Annotated in this window: 19 protein-coding genes and 1 rRNA gene; 7 read left to right on the forward strand and 13 right to left on the reverse strand. The window is 62.6% G+C overall.

All coding sequences use genetic code 11. The features are described from left to right. Window positions 1–5: 5 nt before the first annotated feature. Window positions 6–509 carry a sigma-70 family RNA polymerase sigma factor gene (locus FHS03_RS03045; protein ID WP_183439514.1) on the reverse strand — a complete coding sequence of 168 codons (504 nt, stop codon included), beginning with the start codon at window positions 507–509 and terminating at the stop codon, window positions 6–8. Window positions 510–717: 208 nt separating this feature from the next. Between FHS03_RS03045 and FHS03_RS03050 the strand changes: the two genes are divergently transcribed. The 5 genes from FHS03_RS03050 to FHS03_RS03070 all read left to right on the forward strand — a co-directional run bounded on the left by FHS03_RS03050 (window position 718) and on the right by FHS03_RS03070 (window position 5,677). Beyond that, entirely contained in the window at window positions 718–1,902 is a 1,185-nt protein-coding gene (locus FHS03_RS03050; protein ID WP_183439515.1) for a hypothetical protein, read from the forward strand. After that, entirely contained in the window at window positions 1,903–3,018 is a 1,116-nt protein-coding gene (locus FHS03_RS03055) for a hypothetical protein (protein WP_183439516.1), read from the forward strand. Between the two features lie 48 nt (window positions 3,019–3,066). After that, window positions 3,067–3,690 (forward strand): hypothetical protein, encoded by a 624-nt coding sequence (locus tag FHS03_RS03060; RefSeq protein WP_183439517.1) that lies wholly within the window; start codon window positions 3,067–3,069, stop codon window positions 3,688–3,690. Between the two features lie 6 nt (window positions 3,691–3,696). After that, window positions 3,697–5,163: a CsgG/HfaB family protein gene (locus FHS03_RS03065; RefSeq protein WP_183439518.1), complete on the forward strand. Its 1,467-nt coding sequence runs from the start codon at window positions 3,697–3,699 to the stop codon at window positions 5,161–5,163. A 316-nt stretch (window positions 5,164–5,479) separates the two neighbouring features. After that, a complete protein-coding gene (locus FHS03_RS03070; RefSeq protein WP_183439587.1) occupies window positions 5,480–5,677 on the forward strand; it encodes a hypothetical protein in 198 nt (65 codons plus the stop codon). Between the two features lie 28 nt (window positions 5,678–5,705). On the opposite strand, the gene FHS03_RS03075 is transcribed toward FHS03_RS03070, so the two are convergent. Both FHS03_RS03075 and FHS03_RS03080 read right to left on the reverse strand, forming a co-directional pair. Continuing rightward, complete coding sequence (locus FHS03_RS03075; protein ID WP_183439519.1) at window positions 5,706–6,287, reverse strand: Hpt domain-containing protein; 582 nt, start codon at window positions 6,285–6,287, stop codon at window positions 5,706–5,708. Window positions 6,288–6,292: 5 nt separating this feature from the next. Next, complete coding sequence (locus FHS03_RS03080) at window positions 6,293–7,243, reverse strand: CAP domain-containing protein (RefSeq protein WP_183439520.1); 951 nt, start codon at window positions 7,241–7,243, stop codon at window positions 6,293–6,295. A gap of 173 nt (window positions 7,244–7,416) precedes the next feature. Here FHS03_RS03080 and pssA point away from each other — a divergent pair, with 173 nt between their 5' ends. Next, window positions 7,417–8,196, forward strand: a complete 780-nt coding sequence (gene pssA, locus FHS03_RS03085; protein WP_229426024.1) for a CDP-diacylglycerol--serine O-phosphatidyltransferase — start codon at window positions 7,417–7,419, stop codon at window positions 8,194–8,196. Window positions 8,197–8,331: 135 nt separating this feature from the next. On the opposite strand, the gene FHS03_RS03090 is transcribed toward pssA, so the two are convergent. The 10 genes from FHS03_RS03090 to FHS03_RS03135 form a co-directional block, all read right to left on the reverse strand. Continuing rightward, window positions 8,332–9,243 (reverse strand): aldo/keto reductase, encoded by a 912-nt coding sequence (locus FHS03_RS03090; protein WP_229426025.1) that lies wholly within the window; start codon window positions 9,241–9,243, stop codon window positions 8,332–8,334. 99 nt (window positions 9,244–9,342) lie between these two features. Continuing rightward, window positions 9,343–10,488 carry a D-alanyl-D-alanine carboxypeptidase family protein gene (locus FHS03_RS03095; RefSeq protein ID WP_183439521.1) on the reverse strand — a complete coding sequence of 382 codons (1,146 nt, stop codon included), beginning with the start codon at window positions 10,486–10,488 and terminating at the stop codon, window positions 9,343–9,345. A 78-nt stretch (window positions 10,489–10,566) separates the two neighbouring features. Continuing rightward, window positions 10,567–11,214, reverse strand: coding sequence for an alpha/beta hydrolase (locus FHS03_RS03100; RefSeq protein WP_183439586.1), 648 nt, complete (start codon window positions 11,212–11,214; stop codon window positions 10,567–10,569). An 8-nt stretch (window positions 11,215–11,222) separates the two neighbouring features. Beyond that, the gene (locus FHS03_RS03105) at window positions 11,223–11,540 is read right to left on the reverse strand and encodes a (2Fe-2S) ferredoxin domain-containing protein (protein ID WP_050410979.1); all 318 of its coding nucleotides are present in this window, start codon (window positions 11,538–11,540) and stop codon (window positions 11,223–11,225) included. A 54-nt stretch (window positions 11,541–11,594) separates the two neighbouring features. Next, on the reverse strand, window positions 11,595–12,722 hold the full coding sequence (locus FHS03_RS03110; RefSeq protein WP_183439522.1) for a VanZ family protein: 1,128 nt from the start codon (window positions 12,720–12,722) through the stop codon (window positions 11,595–11,597). 3 nt (window positions 12,723–12,725) lie between these two features. Continuing rightward, on the reverse strand, window positions 12,726–13,325 hold the full coding sequence (locus FHS03_RS03115) for an ABC-type transport auxiliary lipoprotein family protein (RefSeq protein ID WP_229426026.1): 600 nt from the start codon (window positions 13,323–13,325) through the stop codon (window positions 12,726–12,728). Window positions 13,326–13,333: 8 nt separating this feature from the next. Then, a complete protein-coding gene (locus FHS03_RS03120; RefSeq protein ID WP_183439524.1) occupies window positions 13,334–14,272 on the reverse strand; it encodes an MlaD family protein in 939 nt (312 codons plus the stop codon). A gap of 21 nt (window positions 14,273–14,293) precedes the next feature. Next, a complete protein-coding gene (locus tag FHS03_RS03125) occupies window positions 14,294–15,124 on the reverse strand; it encodes an ABC transporter ATP-binding protein (RefSeq protein ID WP_183439525.1) in 831 nt (276 codons plus the stop codon). Continuing rightward, on the reverse strand, window positions 15,124–16,254 hold the full coding sequence (locus FHS03_RS03130) for an MlaE family ABC transporter permease (protein WP_183439526.1): 1,131 nt from the start codon (window positions 16,252–16,254) through the stop codon (window positions 15,124–15,126). The genes FHS03_RS03125 and FHS03_RS03130 overlap by 1 nt, the downstream gene beginning before the upstream one ends. Window positions 16,255–16,329: 75 nt before the next feature. Then, the gene (locus FHS03_RS03135; RefSeq protein ID WP_183439527.1) at window positions 16,330–17,823 is read right to left on the reverse strand and encodes a B12-binding domain-containing radical SAM protein; all 1,494 of its coding nucleotides are present in this window, start codon (window positions 17,821–17,823) and stop codon (window positions 16,330–16,332) included. 392 nt (window positions 17,824–18,215) lie between these two features. Here FHS03_RS03135 and FHS03_RS03140 point away from each other — a divergent pair. Continuing rightward, a 16S ribosomal RNA gene (locus FHS03_RS03140) occupies window positions 18,216–18,509 on the forward strand; the annotation flags it as partial.

Consider the following 18,509-nt stretch of genomic DNA (forward strand, 5'->3'; position numbering starts at 1 on the left):
GCGGCTCACTCGGCGAAGCAGCACTGGGCCAGCGCCCGCGCGATATAGCGTTTCACGGTCGGCAGCGAAACGCCGAGCCTGGCGGCGATTTCGCCCTGGCGCAGGCCATCGAGCTGGGACAGCAGGAAGGCTTCGCGCACCTTGCCCGGCAGGCCGTCCAGCAGGCGGTCGATTTCGCACAGCGTCTCCAGCACGATGGCGCGGCATTCGGGCGAGGGCGCCAACGGTTCGGGCAGGGCGGCCAAAGCCTGCAGATACGCCTGTTCCAGCTGGCGGCGGCGCTGCAGATTGGCGACCATGCCCTGGGCGATGGTCGTCAGCAGGGCGCGCGGCTCCTGGATCGGTGGCGGCGCATCCTTGCTGAGCAGGCGGATGAAGGTGTCCTGGGCCAGGTCGGCGGCATCGACGGAATCGCGCAGGCGCCGGCGCAGCCAGCCGAGCAGCCAGCCATGGTGGTCGGCATACAGGGCCGCGATGCCGGCGCCGGATGCGCAACTGAGTGGTGACACGAACACATCCTTTCCCGGCCAGGCCGCTTTGAATTATGTAAATAAGAATCACTCGCAATTATACGGTGAAACTGCCTAAATAAATGCAAGTTGCATGCTTGCTTTTCAGTCAATTGTTACAATTGGTGAATATCGTGCGCCCCCAATGCGTATACAATCCACACCTTTCTCTAGAGCAATACTACTAATATTCATAAGGGGTTCGCTGATGTTTTTGAAGCGCGTGGCCATGGTGTTCGTGGCAGTAGTGGCAGTAGTAACAGTAACTGGCCTGTTTCCGCAAACCGCATCAGCCTCCAATATCGCCGTAGCCGGTTTTGCCTTCGCTGGTGATGCCGGCACCGCCAAAACCCGTTTCCCGCAGAGTTATGCCGTGTATGAGCGCATGCGCGCCACGCCGGGCCAAAGCTTCTCGCGCCTGTTGGTGGACCGCAGCGCCGCCGTCAAGAATCCCGCCTTCGAGCTGATGGCGCCGGACAAGATGATGAACCTGAAGGCGTCCGACCAGGCGCTGATGACGGTGCTGGTGCTCAGCGGCGAGACCATCCTCACCGAAAATTTCGGCAGCTACTACAAGACCTTCGTCAATCTGCGCGGTGAAGCGCTGATTTTCGACTTCAAGAGCAAAACCGTGGTGCGCAGCTACCCGATCAACGCCGCCCTGTTCGACGCCACCCCGGTCCCGCCCTCGGAGGCGCGCATCGGCCGCTTCGTGGAAGAACTGCTGACCAAGGAAGAGGGCAAGGGCCTGTTCACCCAATACCTGAACCGCCTGGCCAGCGCCACGCTGCCGGCGCCGGGCACCCGCACCATCCAGGTGCGCAAGGCCGAGATGGCGCCTGAAGCGCTGGCGCTGATGCCGGAAGCCCTGCGCAGCCAGCCCAAGATCATCGAATCGATGCTGGCCGACTCCTTCGGCTCCGTGCTGTCGGCCAAGGCCGGCGTGCCGGTGCTGCCGTCCGGCGCCGGCCACGCCATGGGCACCATGGCCATGCGCCTGGAAAACGGCGACGATGTGCAGCTGAAGATCGGCGAAGGCGACTATTTGTTCGATATCAAGATCAACAAGTTCGCCAAGATCAAAACGGCCGAAACCCGCGTCGGCACCTCGTATGTATACGGCGCCTACGCCAATATCCACTTCTTCGAGCCGACCCTGAACACCGACTACATCAACACCGACCTGAAAAACGGCGAATCCGCCGTGGTACCGGCTGGCCTGGTGTCGACCGACGATTTCGCCGCCTACCAGGACGCCATCCGCGGCATGTTCCTGAAGCTGGCCGATGCCTTTGAAGGCGCCGATCCGAAATGGGTCACCACCGCCGCTTCCGCCAAAGACATCACGAAACAGATTGAAGCAACCCGGACTATCCTGAAAGCGAGTAAATAAATGAAGAAATTCCTCCTGCTGTGCGCAGCCCTGCTGCTGTCGGCGCAAGCCGTCGCGCAAATCGTGCAAGTCAAAGGCGTAGCGACCATCAGCTACCCGACCACCCTGAGCCCGATGGACAAGGAAAAAGCCTACCGCAACGCGCAGCTGGCCTCCGTCGAGCGCTACTTCGCCGAAAGCGGCGAAGCCGAATCGCAGAACTTTGAAGCGATCCAGGACAAGATCGAAGCGAACCTGGACAAATTCCTGCTCAGCACCACCGTGCTGAACGAAATGGACCAGCCCAACCTGCGCAAGTACTCCGTGTCCGTGCGCACCGAGCTGAATGTCGCCAAGCTGAAAAACACCCTGAAGAGCGCCAGCGCCGCCGGCAAGACCGCCGTCGGCGAGAAGTCGCAGATGGTCTACGTCTTCGTCGGCCGCGAAGTGGCCAGCGTGAAGAGCTTCGACGACCGCGTTGTGCAGCGCGCCGAAATGAGCGTCGAGCGCGACGTCAAGCGCAACGGCAGCACCAAGGGCAGCGAAGGCGAATCCCTGCGCGGCGGTTCCATCTCCACCAACGCTTCCGTGCGCAAGAACGACAGCCTGTCGGCCAAGCAGTCCGTGACCGTGGAAACCGGCGGCAGCACCACCCGCAAAGCCGACCAGACCGAATTCCGCGTGTTCTCGCTGGCGAACCAGAAAACCGCCATCACCAGCGTGTTCTCGCAAGCCGGCTTCGCCGTTGCCGATCCTGAATTCGTGCTGGGCGACAAAGACATCCCATCGGTCAACCAGGACTTCTCCAAAGGTAACGACCTGGCGCCGGCCACTCTGCGTTCCATCGTCGCCTCCCTGCGCAAGAACGGCGTGCCGCTGCTGGCGCTGGCCACCTTCGACGTGAACCCTGCCGCCGTGGACGAAGCCACCGGCATGCAGCGCGTTGTCGTTTCAGTGACCGGCCGCGTGCTGGACCTGCGCGGCAACCTGCCGCGTGAAGTGGCTTCCGTGCCGCCGGTGCAGTACTTCGGCCTGGGCGCCGACAGCGCCACCGCGCAGACCAAAGCCCTGAAAGAAGCCTCGGGCCTGGCCGCCAAGGAAGTGGTTAGCCGCCTGAACGCCGCCGGCGTGTATTGATTGCCTCACCCTCGTTTCATGACAACTTAAAAGAAAGAAGACCGCACTATGAATAAGATTCGCATGTCCGTTCTGCTGGGCGCCCTGATGATGGCAGCCTCCGGTATCGCTTCCGCCCAATTCGGCGGCCTGACCAGCGCCCTGGGTGGCGGCAAGTCGAGCGGCGGCGCCAGCGCCGAGCAGATCGTGAAACGCTACGTGACCGGCACCCAGAGCGTGATGAACGCCGACGCCAATATGCTGGCCGCCCTGGGCCTGAAAGACGAATCCGAAAAAGCCGCCCTGCACGCCAAGAACCTGACCGAAGGCGCGACCAAGGATGCGCTGGAAGGCGCCGCCAAAGTGCAGACCGACAGCAGCAAAGTGCTGGAAGAGCGCATGAAGGGCCAGAAAGTGGTGATGGATGAAGAGAGCAAAAAACGCTTCGCCAACGGCCTGGCCGACCTGGCGCGCGGCGTGATCCAGTACGTGGGCGTGAGCAAGGACATGTCCGGCTTCAAGCCAAGCGTGACTTCGCTGGGCGCGACTGCCAATTCGGCTGTCTACATCGTGCAAAGCCTGCCAGGCTCGCTGAAGTCCGTGGGCAGCACCCTGAAAACCGCGATCGATTTCGCCAAGAGCAACAACATCCCTCTGCCTAAAGAGGCCAACGACGCTACCGCGCTGCTGTAATCGACCATGAAATACGCCATTACCTCCGCGCTGCTGGCTGGCCTGATCCTGGCTGGTTGCGGCGAGAAGAAAGATGCGCCGGCCGCACCTGCTGGCCAGGCCGCACCGGCCGGTCCTAACCTGACCCAGACGCCGGACGTGGGCAAGGTCGAGCAGGTGGCGACCACCGCCATCGGCTCCGGCATGTCGCCCGGTGCCGCCGTCAACGATGCGCTGAAAACGGCCATCATGCAGGTCAACGGCACCACGGTGGACGCCACCTCGGCCAACATCAACGTGCTGAAACAGGTCACGGAAACGCTGGACGCCGAAGTCACCGACGGCGTCGATACCGCCAAGCTGGCGGCGACCGCCACCACGACCATGCAGGGCCAGGCCTTCATCGACCAGATCGTGACCCAGTCCAAGGGCGCGGTATCCTCCTTCAAAGTCGTGAAGCTGACGCCTCCGGCCAATAAGGGCGGCATGTTCCAGGTCGAGATCGAAGCGAAGATCGCCAAGTTCAAGGCGCCGGCGGACAGCGGCAAGATCAAGATCGTGGTCGCGCCGCTGCGTTCGGACAAGGCCAGCTTCAATATCGGCGGGCGCAACGTGCCGGCGCAGGAAGTGCTGTCGGCCATCCGCCAGCAGATCATCGATTCGCTGTCGCAGACCGGCCGCTTCACGGTGCTGGACCGCCAGTTCGAGGGCGAGCTGCAAAATGAGCTGAACATGATCGAGTCCGGCCAGACCGCCAACACCGACTTCGCCAAACTGGGCCAAGCCTTGAGCGCGGATCTGGTCTGGGTCGGCGTGGTCAACGAGCTGGCGTACAACCGCAACGCGCGCAAGCTGCAGACTTCGGACCGCGAGCTGGTGTCGTATGCCGGCGCCTGGTCGGTATCGCAGCGCATGATCAATCTGGCCACGCGCCAGATCCTGCAGTCGACCACCCTGCGTGGCGAACCGCCGGCGATCGCGCCAACCACCCTGGGCACCAACTTCAACGAAGCCGGTCTGCTGAAAGACATGCAGGCTGAAATCGTGAAGAAGGCCACCGACGCCATCCTGCTGCGCACCTTCCCGATCTCGATCGTGGAACGCGACGGCAATAACGTCGTGCTGAGCCAGGGCGGCAGCGCCGTGACGGAGAACGGCCGTTACCGCGTCTACCTGCAAGGCAAGGAGATCAAGGATCCGCAGACCGGCCAATCCCTGGGCAATATGGAAAGCCAGTGCTGCGAGGTGGTGATCAACCGCGTGACGCCGAACCTGTCCTACGGCACGCTGGAAAACGTGCAGGTCAAGCTGGATGGCGTAGCCGCCGGCGCCCTGCAGCTGCGCGAAGCCGTGGCGGCGCCGAAGCATGCCGCAGCCAAACCAGCCGGCGGCGACGCCAGCCAGGAAGCGCCGGCCAAGCCGCAGAAGGCGGCCGCCGTTGCCAAGAAGGCTGCCGCGCCTGCGGCCGATGCGCCGAAGAAGGACGACTGGTAAGCCGTCCGGATCGCAGCATGCAAGCCCGCCCGCAGCAATGCCGGCGGGCTTTTTTCATGGCGGCGCGGCCCTGTCTATCGGGGCATATCTTTCCATTGAAAAAAACAGCGCCCATATGTGCGAAAACGCACAAAGGCTGGCCGAGCCTCCTGTTCTAATCCTGCTATCATTTGCGCAGGCAAAGGAAACTTTGTCTGGCGCATGGCCCCAGGCGATACCTGTATTGGATAGGGCATTTGATGCCGCTCATGCCCAGCTTCTTCCAGTGGAGTAATCTTGCCTTGAGGCTTGATGTGCTGTTTGGAAAGGGAAAACTGTGGAAACGATCGAGACCAAGCTGTCCCCGGAGGGCGTAACGCCCCCGCTGCCTTCCGTGCCCGCCGCCAGGACGCGGCAATCCTTGCCACCAAAAGGTTCGTGCTGGTATTGCGAAAAGCCCTTGGATAGCGTGCGCCGTTTCTGCGGCAAGGAATGCGCCGAATCCTTCGACGAAGAAGCGGAGTTCACCCGCTGAACTGATTTACAGCTGATTCACAGCTGATTCACAGCAGCGGCAGCAGCGCCGCCAGCGCGAGTTCGAAGTCGAATTCGTGGGCCGCTTCCGCGATCTCCTGATACGTGACGATGCCCAGCGCGGCGATCAGCGGCGCCGCCGACTGTTCCAGCAAATCGATGGCCGCGCCATTGCCCTCGTCGAGCAGCAAGGCCAATCGATTGAGTAGGGCGCGCTGCGCTATCGGATCGGCCGGACCAGGCGCGGGCAGGGGCGGCGTGCTGGCCGGCGGCGGCAAGACCCCATCCAGCTTATGCAGCAGGCGCCGCATGGCTTCATCCAGGCGATGCAAGGCCGGCGCGTCGAGCTGCTGTTCGATCTGCCGCGCCAGGTCATGCACCTCATGCGCGCCCACCATGCCGGCCGCGCCCTTCAGCGTGTGCACCTTGCGCCGCGCCGCCTCGGCCGCGCCGGCCTCCAACAGGGCGCCGGCTTCCTGCGCCGCATCGCGGTAATCGTGGCGGAAGCGCTGCAACAGGCGCTGCAGCAAGGGACGGTCCCCCATCAGGCGCTGTAGTCCATCATCCAGATCGAGAGCGGAGCGCGGCGTCGCGGGAGCGGAATCGTTCATAAGCCTCAGCGGGTAGTAAAGGACCAGTTGCGGGTGACGGCCATGCCGCCCACCGTGCCTTGGAAGCTGACATCGTAAATGGCATTGGCGCGCAGCGGGGCCAAAGGAATGATGGCGGCCGCCGATTTGGGCGTGTGCGCATCGCCGGACGGCGCCAGCAGGCGCACCGCCAGATCGCTGCCGCCGCGCGCGCGAAGGCTGAAATTCTGCACCGTCAGCGGATTATCCAGATCGGTGTGCACGCTGACCGGATAACCCACCTCGTTCAGGTTGGGCACCGGATCGGGCGATTCGCTATCGCTCATGAAATTGAGCGGTACCATGGTCTGGGCGTTGGCCGGATACATGACCAGGCCATTGCGGCCCACGCCCGCGCCGTAACCGCTGATGGTGGCGAAATCGGCCGTGAAATACGTGTAGTTGTTATTGCCGCTGGCCGCCCCTGTGCCCATTTCGCGGAATATCGGCTCGAAGATCACGAAGCGGTGATAAATCGCGGTGATCAGCTCCTCCGCATGATAAAAGCCGGAACGGTTGGACGCGGCTGAAATCACTTCGCCATAAGCAAAGCCGGTCTGCGGCAGGATATAGTGGGCCGCGGTCAGGCGGTCGAACAGCGTCACGCCGGTAAAGCCGGGCAGGCCCATGACCTGGTCATGCGTGACGGTACTGTTCAGGAACTGGTAATTCGAATGCCCCTGCGCCGCCGCATCGATATTGCCATTGCGCGTCAGCACCGACAGGCCGATCTGGCCGCGCCGGTAATTGAACCAGTTGAAGCCATCGAGCGCCGTATTGCCGCTCAGCGCGGGAGCGCCAGGCGGCTGCACCACCGTCGGCGTGGGCGCCGGCGCCATCCCGCTCGTGCCGCCACCTCCGCCCCCACCGCAGGCCGTCAGTAGGGCGGCGAGCAGCAAGGCGGCGGATGGCGCGGGCCAGAGTCGAAGAGGGCGCATGATAGGCTCCTAGGGCGGAGAAGGCGAAGCAAGATCGATTCTATGCCTATTTCTGCCGATCTGAATGAGCCGTGACTGGTTGGCAACAAAACTTCGCGCCCAGGAAGCGCCGTGCTGCGCGGTAAAATAGGCAATATTGGCAGCCATGCCCAACCCGAAACCGGCCGTCCCATTTGAAGACCTCGCACCATCCCCGTTTGCAGCGCGCCAAGTTCGCCCTGCCCAGTTCGGTCACCCTGCTCTCGATCGCCTGCGGCTTCGCCAGCATCGTGATCTCGGTCGACAATGCCCACGTCGGCTATGCGGCCGACTACCAGCTGTCGGCCGCGCTGCTGGTCCTGGCCGGCATCTTCGACGCCCTGGACGGTTTTGTCGCGCGCGCCACCGGCACCAGTTCCGAGTTCGGCGTCCAGCTCGACTCCATCGCTGACGTCATGAACTTCGGCTGCGCCCCCGCCATGCTGCTGTACTGTTATGGCTTTGTGCAGATCGGCCCGGCCGACCCCACGCTGTTGCGCGCCGGCGGCATTGCCGCCTTCTTCTTCGTCGCCTGCGGCGCCCTGCGCCTGGCGCGCTTCAATGTCAATGTCGGCCGCACCGACCCGCGCTACTTCGTCGGCATGCCCATCACCGCCGGCGCCGCCTGTGTCGCCGCTTTCGTGGTCGCCTGGCCCGAACCGCCCGACGACCTGCTGCACGGCTACGCCGTCGTGCTGCTGCTGTTTGCGGTAGGCAGCCTGATGGTCTCCACCATCCGCTTCCCCAGCTCCAAGCAAAAGAAAAGTACGATGGCCCTGGTCCTGCTGGCCGTGAATATAGGACTGCTGATCTGGCTCAAAGCCTACTACTTCGTCCTCTTCTTCGCCGTCTACATCGCCGGTACGGTAGCGTTAAACCTCGCCTGGCGCGCCGGCTGGAAGCGCATCCCCCCACCCCTCACCTACGACGATTGATAAATCTCAAACAATGTCCCACCCTGGTGTCAGGCACCAGAGTAGGACATTCTTTGATCTAGATCAGCAAATGTCCGACCTTGGTGCCTGACACCAGGGTGGGACATTGTTTGATTTAGCGCAAAGGAGAGGGCGTCAGGCGACTTCGTGGCCGCGGGCGGCGCGCAGGATTTCGAACCATTGGGCGCGGCTCAGGCTGAATTGGGTGGCTTCGACCGCTACCTGCACGGCTTCGATGCGGCCGCTGCCGGTCAAGGGGATGGGGCGGCTCGGGTGCTGCATGATCCAGGCGAAGACGATGCTGGCGAAGGGCCGCTGCAATTGGTCGGCGATGTCCTTGATCACCAGCCGCAGGCGTTCGCTCTGCGCATCGCTGGCGCTGAACAGGCGGCCACCGCCCAGGGGCGACCAGACCATCGGCGCGATTCCTTTGTCGTGCAGGCCGTCCAGCGTTTCGTCGAACAGCGGCGCCACGTGCAACGGCGAGAATTCGATCTGGTTGGTGGCCAGCGCAATGCGCCGGTGCAGCATCTCGAACTGGTGGCGGCTGAAGTTGGAAACGCCAAAGTGCCGCACCTTGCCGTCCTGCCGCAGACGTTCGAAGGTGCGCGCCACCTCGTCGTAATCCATCAGCGGGTCGGGACGGTGGATCAGCAGCAGGTCCAAGTGATCGGTCTGCAAGGCCCGCAGCGAGTTTTCCACCGAGGCGAGAATATGCGCCGGACTGGTGTCGTAATGCTGGATGCTGTGCGCCGGCCGCCGTTCTGACAGCAGCTTGATGCCGCATTTGCTGACCAGCTGGATGCGCTGGCGCAGCTCGGGCTTGAGGGCCAGCGCTTCGCCGAACAATTGTTCCACGCCATAGCTGCCGTAAATATCGGCATGGTCAAAGCTGCTCACGCCCAGCGCCAGGCATTCTTCGATAAAGGCCAGGCGCTGCTGCGCCGTCATATTCCATTCGTTCATACGCCACATGCCGGCCACGATGCGCGATAAGTGCGGGCCGTTGCCGCTGGTCTGGAGCGAAGGTGCGAGTGCCTGTGCCATCTTGTGCGCTTTCAATAAACGTTGCCGATATCTTGATTATATGTCGGCCGAAAAATAAAAAAGCCCGCGCAAGGCGGGCTTGGGGAAAGCCGGGTCAGCTTATTTCAGCCAGAGACGGATCGAGTCCCATGCGCGGCCAAAGATCGATGCCTGGTTCACGGTTTCCAGCGCCACCACCGGCAGTTCCAGCAGCGGTTTGCCGTCCACCATCATCTTCAGCGAGCCGACGCGGGCGTTTTCCGCCACCGGGGCCACCAGCGGGTCTTTGCGTTCCAGCACCGGCTTCATCTTGGCGGCCACGCCCTTCGGCACGGTTACCAGCACGTCCTGCTTGAAGCCGATCTTCAGATTGCTCTTCGAGCCTTTCCAGATTTCCGGCGTATCCACGGCCTGGCCTTTGGAGTACAGCTTGACGGTGTCGAAGTTCTGGAAGCCCCAGTTCAGCAGCTTCTGGCTTTCCTGGGTACGGGCCTGGTCGGAGGAGGTGCCCATTACCACCGAGATCAGACGGCGCTCATTGGCGCCGTTCGGACGGCGCGCCGAAGCCACCATGCAGTAGCCGGCCGCTTCGGTGTGGCCGGTCTTCATGCCGTCCACGGTCGGATCGAGCCACAGCAGACGGTTGCGGTTAGGCTGGGTGATCTTGTTGTAGGTGAAGCTCTTCACAGAGTCGATCTTGTAGAACTCGGGGAAGTCCTGGATCACATGCTTGGCCAGCACCGACAGGTCTTGCGCGGTGGTGTAGTTTTCCGGGCTGGGCAGACCGTGCGGATTGGCGAAGCGGGTATTGGTCAGGCCCATGCGCTGGGCTTCGCGGTTCATCAGGGTGACGAAGGTGCCTTCGTCGCCGGCCACGGCTTCGGCCAGGGCGACGGCGGCGTCATTGCCGGATTGGACCATCAGGCCGTGCAGCAGGTCGCTGATCGATACCGGGGTGGCCGGGTCGATGAACATCTTCGAGCTGCTGGAATCGACTTTCCAGGCGCGCACCGAGACATTGACCTTCTGGTTCAGGTCCAGCTTCTTGTCGCGCAGGGCGCCGAAGGTGACGTAGGCCGTCATGATCTTCGTCAGCGAAGCCGGTTCGACGCGCGCATTCGGATCTTGCGAAGCAATGATCTGGCCGCTGGTGGCGTCCAGCAGCAGCCAGGACTTGGCGGCGATGGTCGGAGGAGGCAAGGATTGCGCCGAGGCGGCGGAGAAGAACAGCACACTGGTGGCCAGTGCCGCGAGGAATTTTTTCATGGGGCGATGATCCAAGTAATTGATACAGAAGCGCATGCCGGCAGGGGTTCTGGCGGCATGGGCAAATATTATAGGCGCTTAATCGGCCTCGGCGGTGTCCTTTTGGCCCTGCCACAGGGCGATCACCCAATTCTTGATGTGGCCCAGCTTGCGGTGGAAGAAGTGGTCGGCGCCCGGAATCACGATCACCGGAATGTCTTGCGGACGCGCCCAGTCCAGCACTGCCTGCAGGGTGATGGTGTCGTCATGCTCGCCATGGATCAGGATGGTGTCGGCCGGCACATCGGCCAGCTGCCATTTGCCGGCGGCCGTGCCGACCAGCACCAGGCGCTCGGCCGGCGTGCCGGCGGCGCTCAGACGTTCCTGCAGTTTCGACTGCACGAAAGTGCCGAAGGAGAAGCCCGACAGTGCCACCGGCAGGTCCGGGAAGCGCTCGCGCATATGGTGGTAGAGGATTTCCATATCGTCGGTTTCGCCGTGGCCGTGGTCATGCACGCCTTCCGAGGCGCCGACGCCGCGGAAGTTGATGCGCGCCGCCACATAGCCCAGCGCCACGAAGGTGCGGGCCAGGGTCTGCGCGACCTTGTTGTCCATGGTGCCGCCGTACAGCGGATGCGGGTGGGCCACCAGCGCGATGCCGCGCGGCGTGCCGGCTGGCCAATCCAGCAGGCCTTCCATCTGGCCGGCGCCGCCGGCCAGGGTAAATTTTTCCGAGTTCTTGTTCAGCATATAAATTAAATCTTCAAACGTTCCACGACTTTGCCGCCGACCAGGTGGCTCTCGATGATTTCATCGATATCGCTGTTGTCGACGAAGGTATACCAGGTGCCTTCCGGGTAGACCACCAGCACCGGGCCTTCCTCGCAGCGGTCCAGGCAACCTGCCTTGTTGATGCGGACCTTGCCTTCGCCATTGATGCCCAGTTCCTTGCAGCGTTTCTTGGCGTATTGCTGGGCCGCTTCCGCATTGTGGTCGGTGCAGCAAGGACGGCCATCGTCGCGCGTGTTCAGGCAAAAGAAGACGTGGTGTTTATAGTAAGAGGTGTCGCTCATGGTGGTTTTCCTACAGTGTCTGGCGCAAGGCTGAATGCGTAATGATACCTGCGATCAGGGTTTGTTGAGTTTATGTGAGGGCAGCCACAGGAACCACAATGCAAAGAAGGGCCAGAGCAGGGACAGGAATTGGGCCGCGCCGTTAAAGTTGAGGAACTTGCCCTGCACCCAGGTTTGCAGGGTGACGGCGAAGTAGGGATTGACCGGCGTGGTGTTGATCATTACGAGGCTGAGCAGCAGCGTGGCCGCCGCCAGCCGCCGCTGCGCCAGATGCGGCGCGAACGCCAGGCCGGCCAGCATGATGGCACCGATCAGGAAGCCGCCCTGCGCGCCCGGCGTGACCCAGACGAAGGCATTTTCGGGCGAGAACAGCAGGGCCATGGCCAGCGATTTGACCAGCAGGGCGGCCGCGACCAGGCCGATGATCAGCAGGGGGCGCGGAGCCGGCTTGCGCAGCAGGCAAAGCAGGGTCAGGGCGGCACCCGTCATGCCGCAGGCGGTGACGATGGTTTCGGACAGCCAGTATTGCTCCACCGTCAGTTCCAGATCCTGGCGCACATAGGCGGTCAGGTCGATATCCATCTCCAGCAGCTCGGACAGCCATTCGGACAGAATGGGCAGCAGCTGCCCATGGCCGAACAGGAAGCTTTGCGGATAAATCTGCGCCAGCGGCCAGAGTCCCAGCAGCACCAGGCCTTGGCTGGCGTGCGGCGCGAACCAGCTTTGGCGCAGGCGGTAGAGCGGACTGCCTTCCAGCAGCTTGCTTGCCGTGAGCACGCCGACCAGCGCGCCGAAGGCGCAGCCGGCGGCATTGGTATAGAAGTCCAGGTTGGACGAGACGCGGCTGGGCAGGTAGGTCTGCACGCCCTCCATCAATCCCGAGACGAGGCAGCCGCAAACGGCCGCCAGCAGGAAGGCCCACACGCCGCGCAAGCGCGGATACATGGCATACACCAGCAGCACGCCGAAGGGGATGTAGCCGACCACATTGATCACCGCGTCGAACATGGTCCAATAGCGCGGCATCGAGGTCGACTCGAGGAAGATCAGCGGCGACAGTCCCTGGTTATGCCAGCCGGAGAAGGGGAACCAGCTGGCATAGACGATCAGGAATAGATAGGCCAGCAGCGATGCGCGCGCTACCGGCGAGCCTTTGCGCGGCGCGACGGTGGTTTCGGTCATGCCTTACTGCTGCGGAAGCGTGGCGAGCCAGGCCAGGATATCGGCGGCGATGGCGTCGGTGCCGCCGGCCAGCGCCTGCGCCCCGCCAGGCGCGTCGGCGCTCGGCGCCGGCATGCTGCGGCTGAAGGTGCGCTGGTCCACCAGGCGGTGGGCGCGGAACAGCGAGGCGCGCACCGAGATGCTGGCCGTGCTTTGCTGCGGGCTGCTGAAGTTCTGCGAGAACTCGTCGGCCTCGATGCGCAGCAGCGGCAGGCCGGCCGCCGCGTCCTGCGTGCCCAGCACCTTGACGCCGGACTGCGCGATGCGCGCCTTCACGCGCTGCGTCATCAACTGCAGCGGCGTCACGCTCCAGCTATTGTAGGCATAGGGGCGCGGCTGCTGGGCGTCCTCATACAGCAGGCGGTAGTGCATGCGTTGGCTGTCCAGCGAGGCGGGGCCGGCAATGTCGGCCACCACCAGCGCCGGCAGGACCGGCGCGGCGGGCGCGCCAGCCATGGCCGGCAGCGGGCCGAAGTCGAAGGCGGTCGGATGGACGGCCTTGCTGCCGGCGCAGCCGGACAGGATGGCGGCGCAGGCCAGAAGCGGAAGCAGGCGTGTATGCATGGTGGTCCTCATTTTTTCGGCGCCACGAAGCCGTCTTCGCCGGGGCCAGGCGGAGTGCCGGGCGCGCCGAACAAGATGCTTTGCGGGCGGTCGTTCAGGGTGTTCATGGTACGGCGCACCGCGCGCATCGAGGAACGCGTTTCATCGGTCAGGCCGGTGATGCCGGGCAGGGCTTCCAGCTCGATGCCGGTGGTGACGGCGTCGAGCGAATTGCCGACGCGGTCCACCGTGCCGGTGATGCGGGTGATGGCGCCGTCCGGCCCCTGCAGGCTGGTGGTCAGCTTGTTCACATCGGTGGCCAGGCGGTTTACCGAAGCCAGCGTGCTGTGCGCCTGGTCGGCCAGCGCCGGCAGCTTGTCGACGGTGGGCGCGAGCTGTTGCGACAGTTCGCGGTAGGACTTGGCCGTGGCGCTGACGTCGGCGAAAGCGGCCAGGATGGTTTTTTGGTTCTCGGGACTGAGCAGGGTATTCAGCTTGGCCGCCGCCGCTTCCGATTGCGAGAGAATGGCTTTGCCGCGCTTTTCCAGCTGGTCGAACAGGCCTGGCTGCAGCGGAATGCGGCTGGGATTGGCCTTGCTGGTGCCCAGGCGTGGCGAACCCACCGATTCGTCATCGAGCTGGATATAGGCGATGCCGGTCACGCCCTGGTAGCCCAGGGTGGCGTAGGTGGTGCGGGTGATGGGTGTTTCCGGGTCCACGCTCAGGTGCACGATGATCTGGCCGGCGTTGTTTGGATCGAAGTCGATATCGTCCACCTTGCCCACTTCCAAGCCGCGGTAGCGCACCGCCGCCTGCGGGTTCAGGCCGGGGATCGAGAGCGTGGTCGCCAGCAGATAGGGATTGCGCTCGATGCGGTCGCGGTTGAACCAGATGCCGAACAGCACCGCCGCCGTCAGCAGGGCGAGGGTGAAGAAGCCTGTCATTAAAGCGTGCGATTTGTTTTCCATGCCTGCTCCTTGTCTGCTGCGCTATTCCAGCGCTTCCAGGGCGCGCTTGCCGCGGTCGCCCAGGAAAAAATCCTTGATAAACGGGTGGTCGAACTGGATCACCTCGCGCGTCGGCCCCACCGCGATCACATGCTTTTCCGCCAGCACCGCGATGCGGGTGGAGAGGGCGAACAGCGTATCCAGATCGTGCGTCACCATCACCACCGTCAGTCCCAGCTCGCGGTGCAGGGACTTGATCAGGGCCACGAAGCTTTCCGACAGGTCGGGATCGAGGCCGGCCGTCGGCTCGTCCAGGAACAGCAACTGCGGTTCCAGCGCCAGGGCGCGTGCCAAGGCCACGCGCTTGATCATGCCGCCCGAGAGATCGGACGGCATCTTGTTCGCATGCTCCGGGCCCAGGCCCACCATATTCATTTTCAGCAGCACCGCCGCGCGTATCAATTCCGGCGACAGGGCGTGCAGCTCGCGCATCGGTTGGGCGACATTGTCGAATACCGTCAGCGCCGAATACAGTGCGCCTTGCTGGAACAGCATGCCCCAGTGATTGCGCAACTGCTGCAGGTGCTCGGCCGACGCTTGCGAGATATCCTCGCCGAAGATGCGCACGCAGCCGCGCGAAGGCCGTTCCAGTCCCAGCATCTGGCGCAGCAGCACGGTCTTGCCGGTGCCGGAGCCGCCCACCAGCGACAGGATTTCGCCCTGCTCGATCGTCAGGTTCAGCTCATTGTGGATGACGGTGCGGCCGAACTTCGTCTGCAGATTGGTGATCTCGACCACCGGCACGCTGCCGTCCAGCGTCAGCTGGCTGCCGCCGTTCGGGCAACTGCTTTCTTCCGTGGACGTTTCGCTCATCAGTAACCCACTCCATTGAAGACGATGGCGAACACCGCGTCGGCCAGGATCACTACCGTAATCGCCGTCACCACCGAAGTGGTTGTGCCGCGTCCCAGGCTTTCCGTATTCGGCTTGATGCGCAGGCCGAAATGGCAGGATACCAGCGCGATCAGCACGCCGAAGACCGCGCCTTTGCCCAGGCCAATCATATAGTTCGCCAGCGGCACCGCATCCGGCAGCTTCTGGATGAAGTAGCGCGCCGACAGGTTCAGCTCAATCTTGGCCGAGACCATGCCGCCGATCAGCGCCGCGCAATCGGTCCAGATCACCAGCAGCGGCATCGAAATCGCCAGCGCCACCACTTTTGGCAGGATCAGGCGGAAGCCATGCGAGATGCCCATCACCAGCATGGCGTCCAATTCCTCCGTCACGCGCATCACGCCCAGCTGCGCCGTAATCGATGAGCCGGAGCGGCCCGCCACCAGGATCGCCGCCAGCAGCGGCCCCAGTTCGCGGATCACGCTCATGCCCAGCAGGTTGACCAGATAGATGTCGCCGCCGAAGGTGCGCAACTGCTGGGCCGACAGATAAGACAGCACCACGCCGATCAGAAAGCCTACCAAGGCCGTGATGGCCAGCGCCTGGAAGCCGGCATGGAAAATATTCGCCGAGATTTCGCGCCAGGGACCGCGGATCGGGTGGCGCGCGAAGCGGCCTAGATCCAGCGTCACCTGGCCGATCAGGCGCACAAAGCCGCGCAGATGCTCGAAGAAATCGAGCATGCCGAAGCCCAGCGTCTGTATCCAGCCCAGATGCGTGCGGCGCTCGCGCGGCAGTTCTAGTGGCCCGGTGCTTTCCAGGCGTTTGAAAAATTCATCCTGGCCATCCGCCAGTTTTAGGGATGCGGGGCGTTTATTGCCCCAGGCGCTCCAGAAAACCTGGGCGCCGATATGGTCCATGCTGCCGATACCGCTCAGATCCCATTGCAAGCCGGCGTCATTGCGCAATTGATCCAGCTTGCCGCTGATGTCGCGCATGCGCTTGCCCTGGGCCAGTGCGTGCACCTGCCATACGCCGCTGGCTGTCACGGTGCGTCCCGACGCGTCGCCGGGGCTGAAGGTCAATATTGGCTCTTGTGCAATGGGCATGCCGCCAGTGTAAGTGAGTTTCGTTTCCGCCGCTACCGCCTTGCGAGCGAGGCGGCTGGCGGAAGGGGCTGGAAATCAGGCCGCCAGATGGCGCGCTTGCCGCAGCGGGGCGGCCGAATCGGCGCGCTGCACCTTGTCCTTGCCGCCGGATTTGGCGCGCACCGCATGGCCATCGCGCGCCAGCAGCTCGCCGGCCTCCGCTTCGCCGAGGAGTTGCGCCAGGTAGCGCTGCACCAGCCCTGCCAGGCGATCCAGGGCGATGCGGTGGGTGGCGTCGGTATTCTTATAGAGCCAGTCCGAGAATGCCATGAAATTATAGAAAGGCCGGTCGCCCAGCAATACCGGCGTGGTCTGCGTGAAGCGTCCCGAGTTCGCCACCAGGTCCCAGTAGCGCGCGAAACGCACCAGCTTTTGCATGGTGGGAAAGTCGATATCGCGGTTGGCCAGGATCGTATAGGGTGGATGCGGATCGAAGACCAGGCCGAATTCCTCGGTATGGCGGATGATGGGCGTGCCGCGCAGGCGCTTGAGAATGCCGAACTGGATTTCGTGCGGGCCGAGCGCCCACAGCTTGTCGAAACCCTCGGCAAAGCTTTCCACCGTTTCGCCGGGCAGGCCGGCAATCAGGTCCACGTGCATGTGGACGTGCGAATGCTCGCACAGCCAACGGATATTGTCGGCCGCTTTCTGGTTGTCCTGCTTGCGGCTGATATTCGACTGCACCACCGGATTGAAACTCTGGATGCCGATCTCGAACTGCAGCGCGCCAGGCGGGAATTTGGCGATGCCTTCCTTCAGCGCGTCGGGCAAGTGGTCTGGCACCAGTTCGAAGTGGGCGTACACCGGGTCTTCCGGATTCGCTGCCAGCTTGTCGAGGAAGAACTGCATGATCTTCAAACTGGTCTTGATATTCAGGTTGAAAGTACGGTCGACGAACTTGAACAGGCGGGCGCCGCGCGCATGCAGGCTTTCCATCTCGGCCAGGAAGCTATCGATATTGAAGGGCCAGGCTGTCTTGTCCAGCGCCGACAGGCAGAACTCGCACTTGAAGGGGCAGCCGCGCGATGCCTCCACATACAAGGTACGGTGGGCGATGTCCTCATCCGCGTATAAAGAATAGGGCAGGGCGATTTCCGCCATCGGCGGCTGCACGCCCGCATGCACCTTCATCAGCGGCTTTGGTCCGTTCAGGATTTCATTGCACAGCTTGGGGAAGGTGACATCGCCCCAGCCGGTCACCACATAATCGGCCAGCTGGACGATATGCTGCTCATTGGTCTCGTGCGAGACTTCCGGGCCGCCCAGCACGATCACCAGCTTGGGCGCGACCCGTTTCAGCATCGCCACCAGCTTGGCCGTCTCCTCGACATTCCATATATAGACGCCGAAGCCGACGATCTTCGGTTCCGCCGCCAGGATGCGCTCCACCATTTCCGTGGTCTTGGCGCCGCTCACGAACTCCTGGATGCGGGTCTGCTCTTTCAGCGCCCCCATATTCGCAAGCAGGTAGCGCAGCCCAAGGGAAGCATGGGTGTAGCGGGCATTGAGGGTGGAAAGCAGGATAGTCATGAGGCGGGATGAAGATGAGGCGCGAAAAGTCACATTTTACCCTTGCGCGCCGGCCGCAGGTTCGCTATAGTTCTGTCCCTCGCAACGCAGCGCAAGCAGCGAAGCGAAGATGGGAAAACAGGAAGCTTGACGGTTCATCGGAAATACTAGATAATCTCGCTTCTCTGCTGCTGACAAACACAACGCTTTGTCGATAAGTGCAGCGATCAGGATCTTTAAAAATTAACAGTCGATAAGTGTGGGCGTTTGATGATGTGCCCGGGACTTTGGTCCTGAAGCTCAAATAATAGATTCAAACGCTCATACAAATATATTAAACGTGACCTTCGCAAGAAGGGATCGTCAGTATTTTGAGTGAGTGACCCCGGCAGCAATGCCGGACAACAGAGATTAAACTGAAGAGTTTGATCCTGGCTCAGATTGAACGCTGGCGGCATGCTTTACACATGCAAGTCGAACGGTAACAGGGAGCTTGCTCCGCTGACGAGTGGCGAACGGGTGAGTAATATATCGGAACGTACCCAAGAGTGGGGGATAACGTAGCGAAAGTTACGCTAATACCGCATACGATCTAAGGATGAAAGTGGGGGCTCGCAAGACCTCATGCTCCTGGAGCGGCCGATATCTGATTAGCTAGTTGGTGAGGTAAAGGCTCACCAAGGCAACGATCAGTAGCTGGTCTGAGA

Origin of the sequence: Pseudoduganella violacea (genome assembly GCF_014191875.1) — a bacterium.
In the GTDB taxonomy this organism is placed as follows: Bacteria; Pseudomonadota; Gammaproteobacteria; order Burkholderiales; family Burkholderiaceae_D; genus Rugamonas; species Rugamonas violacea_A.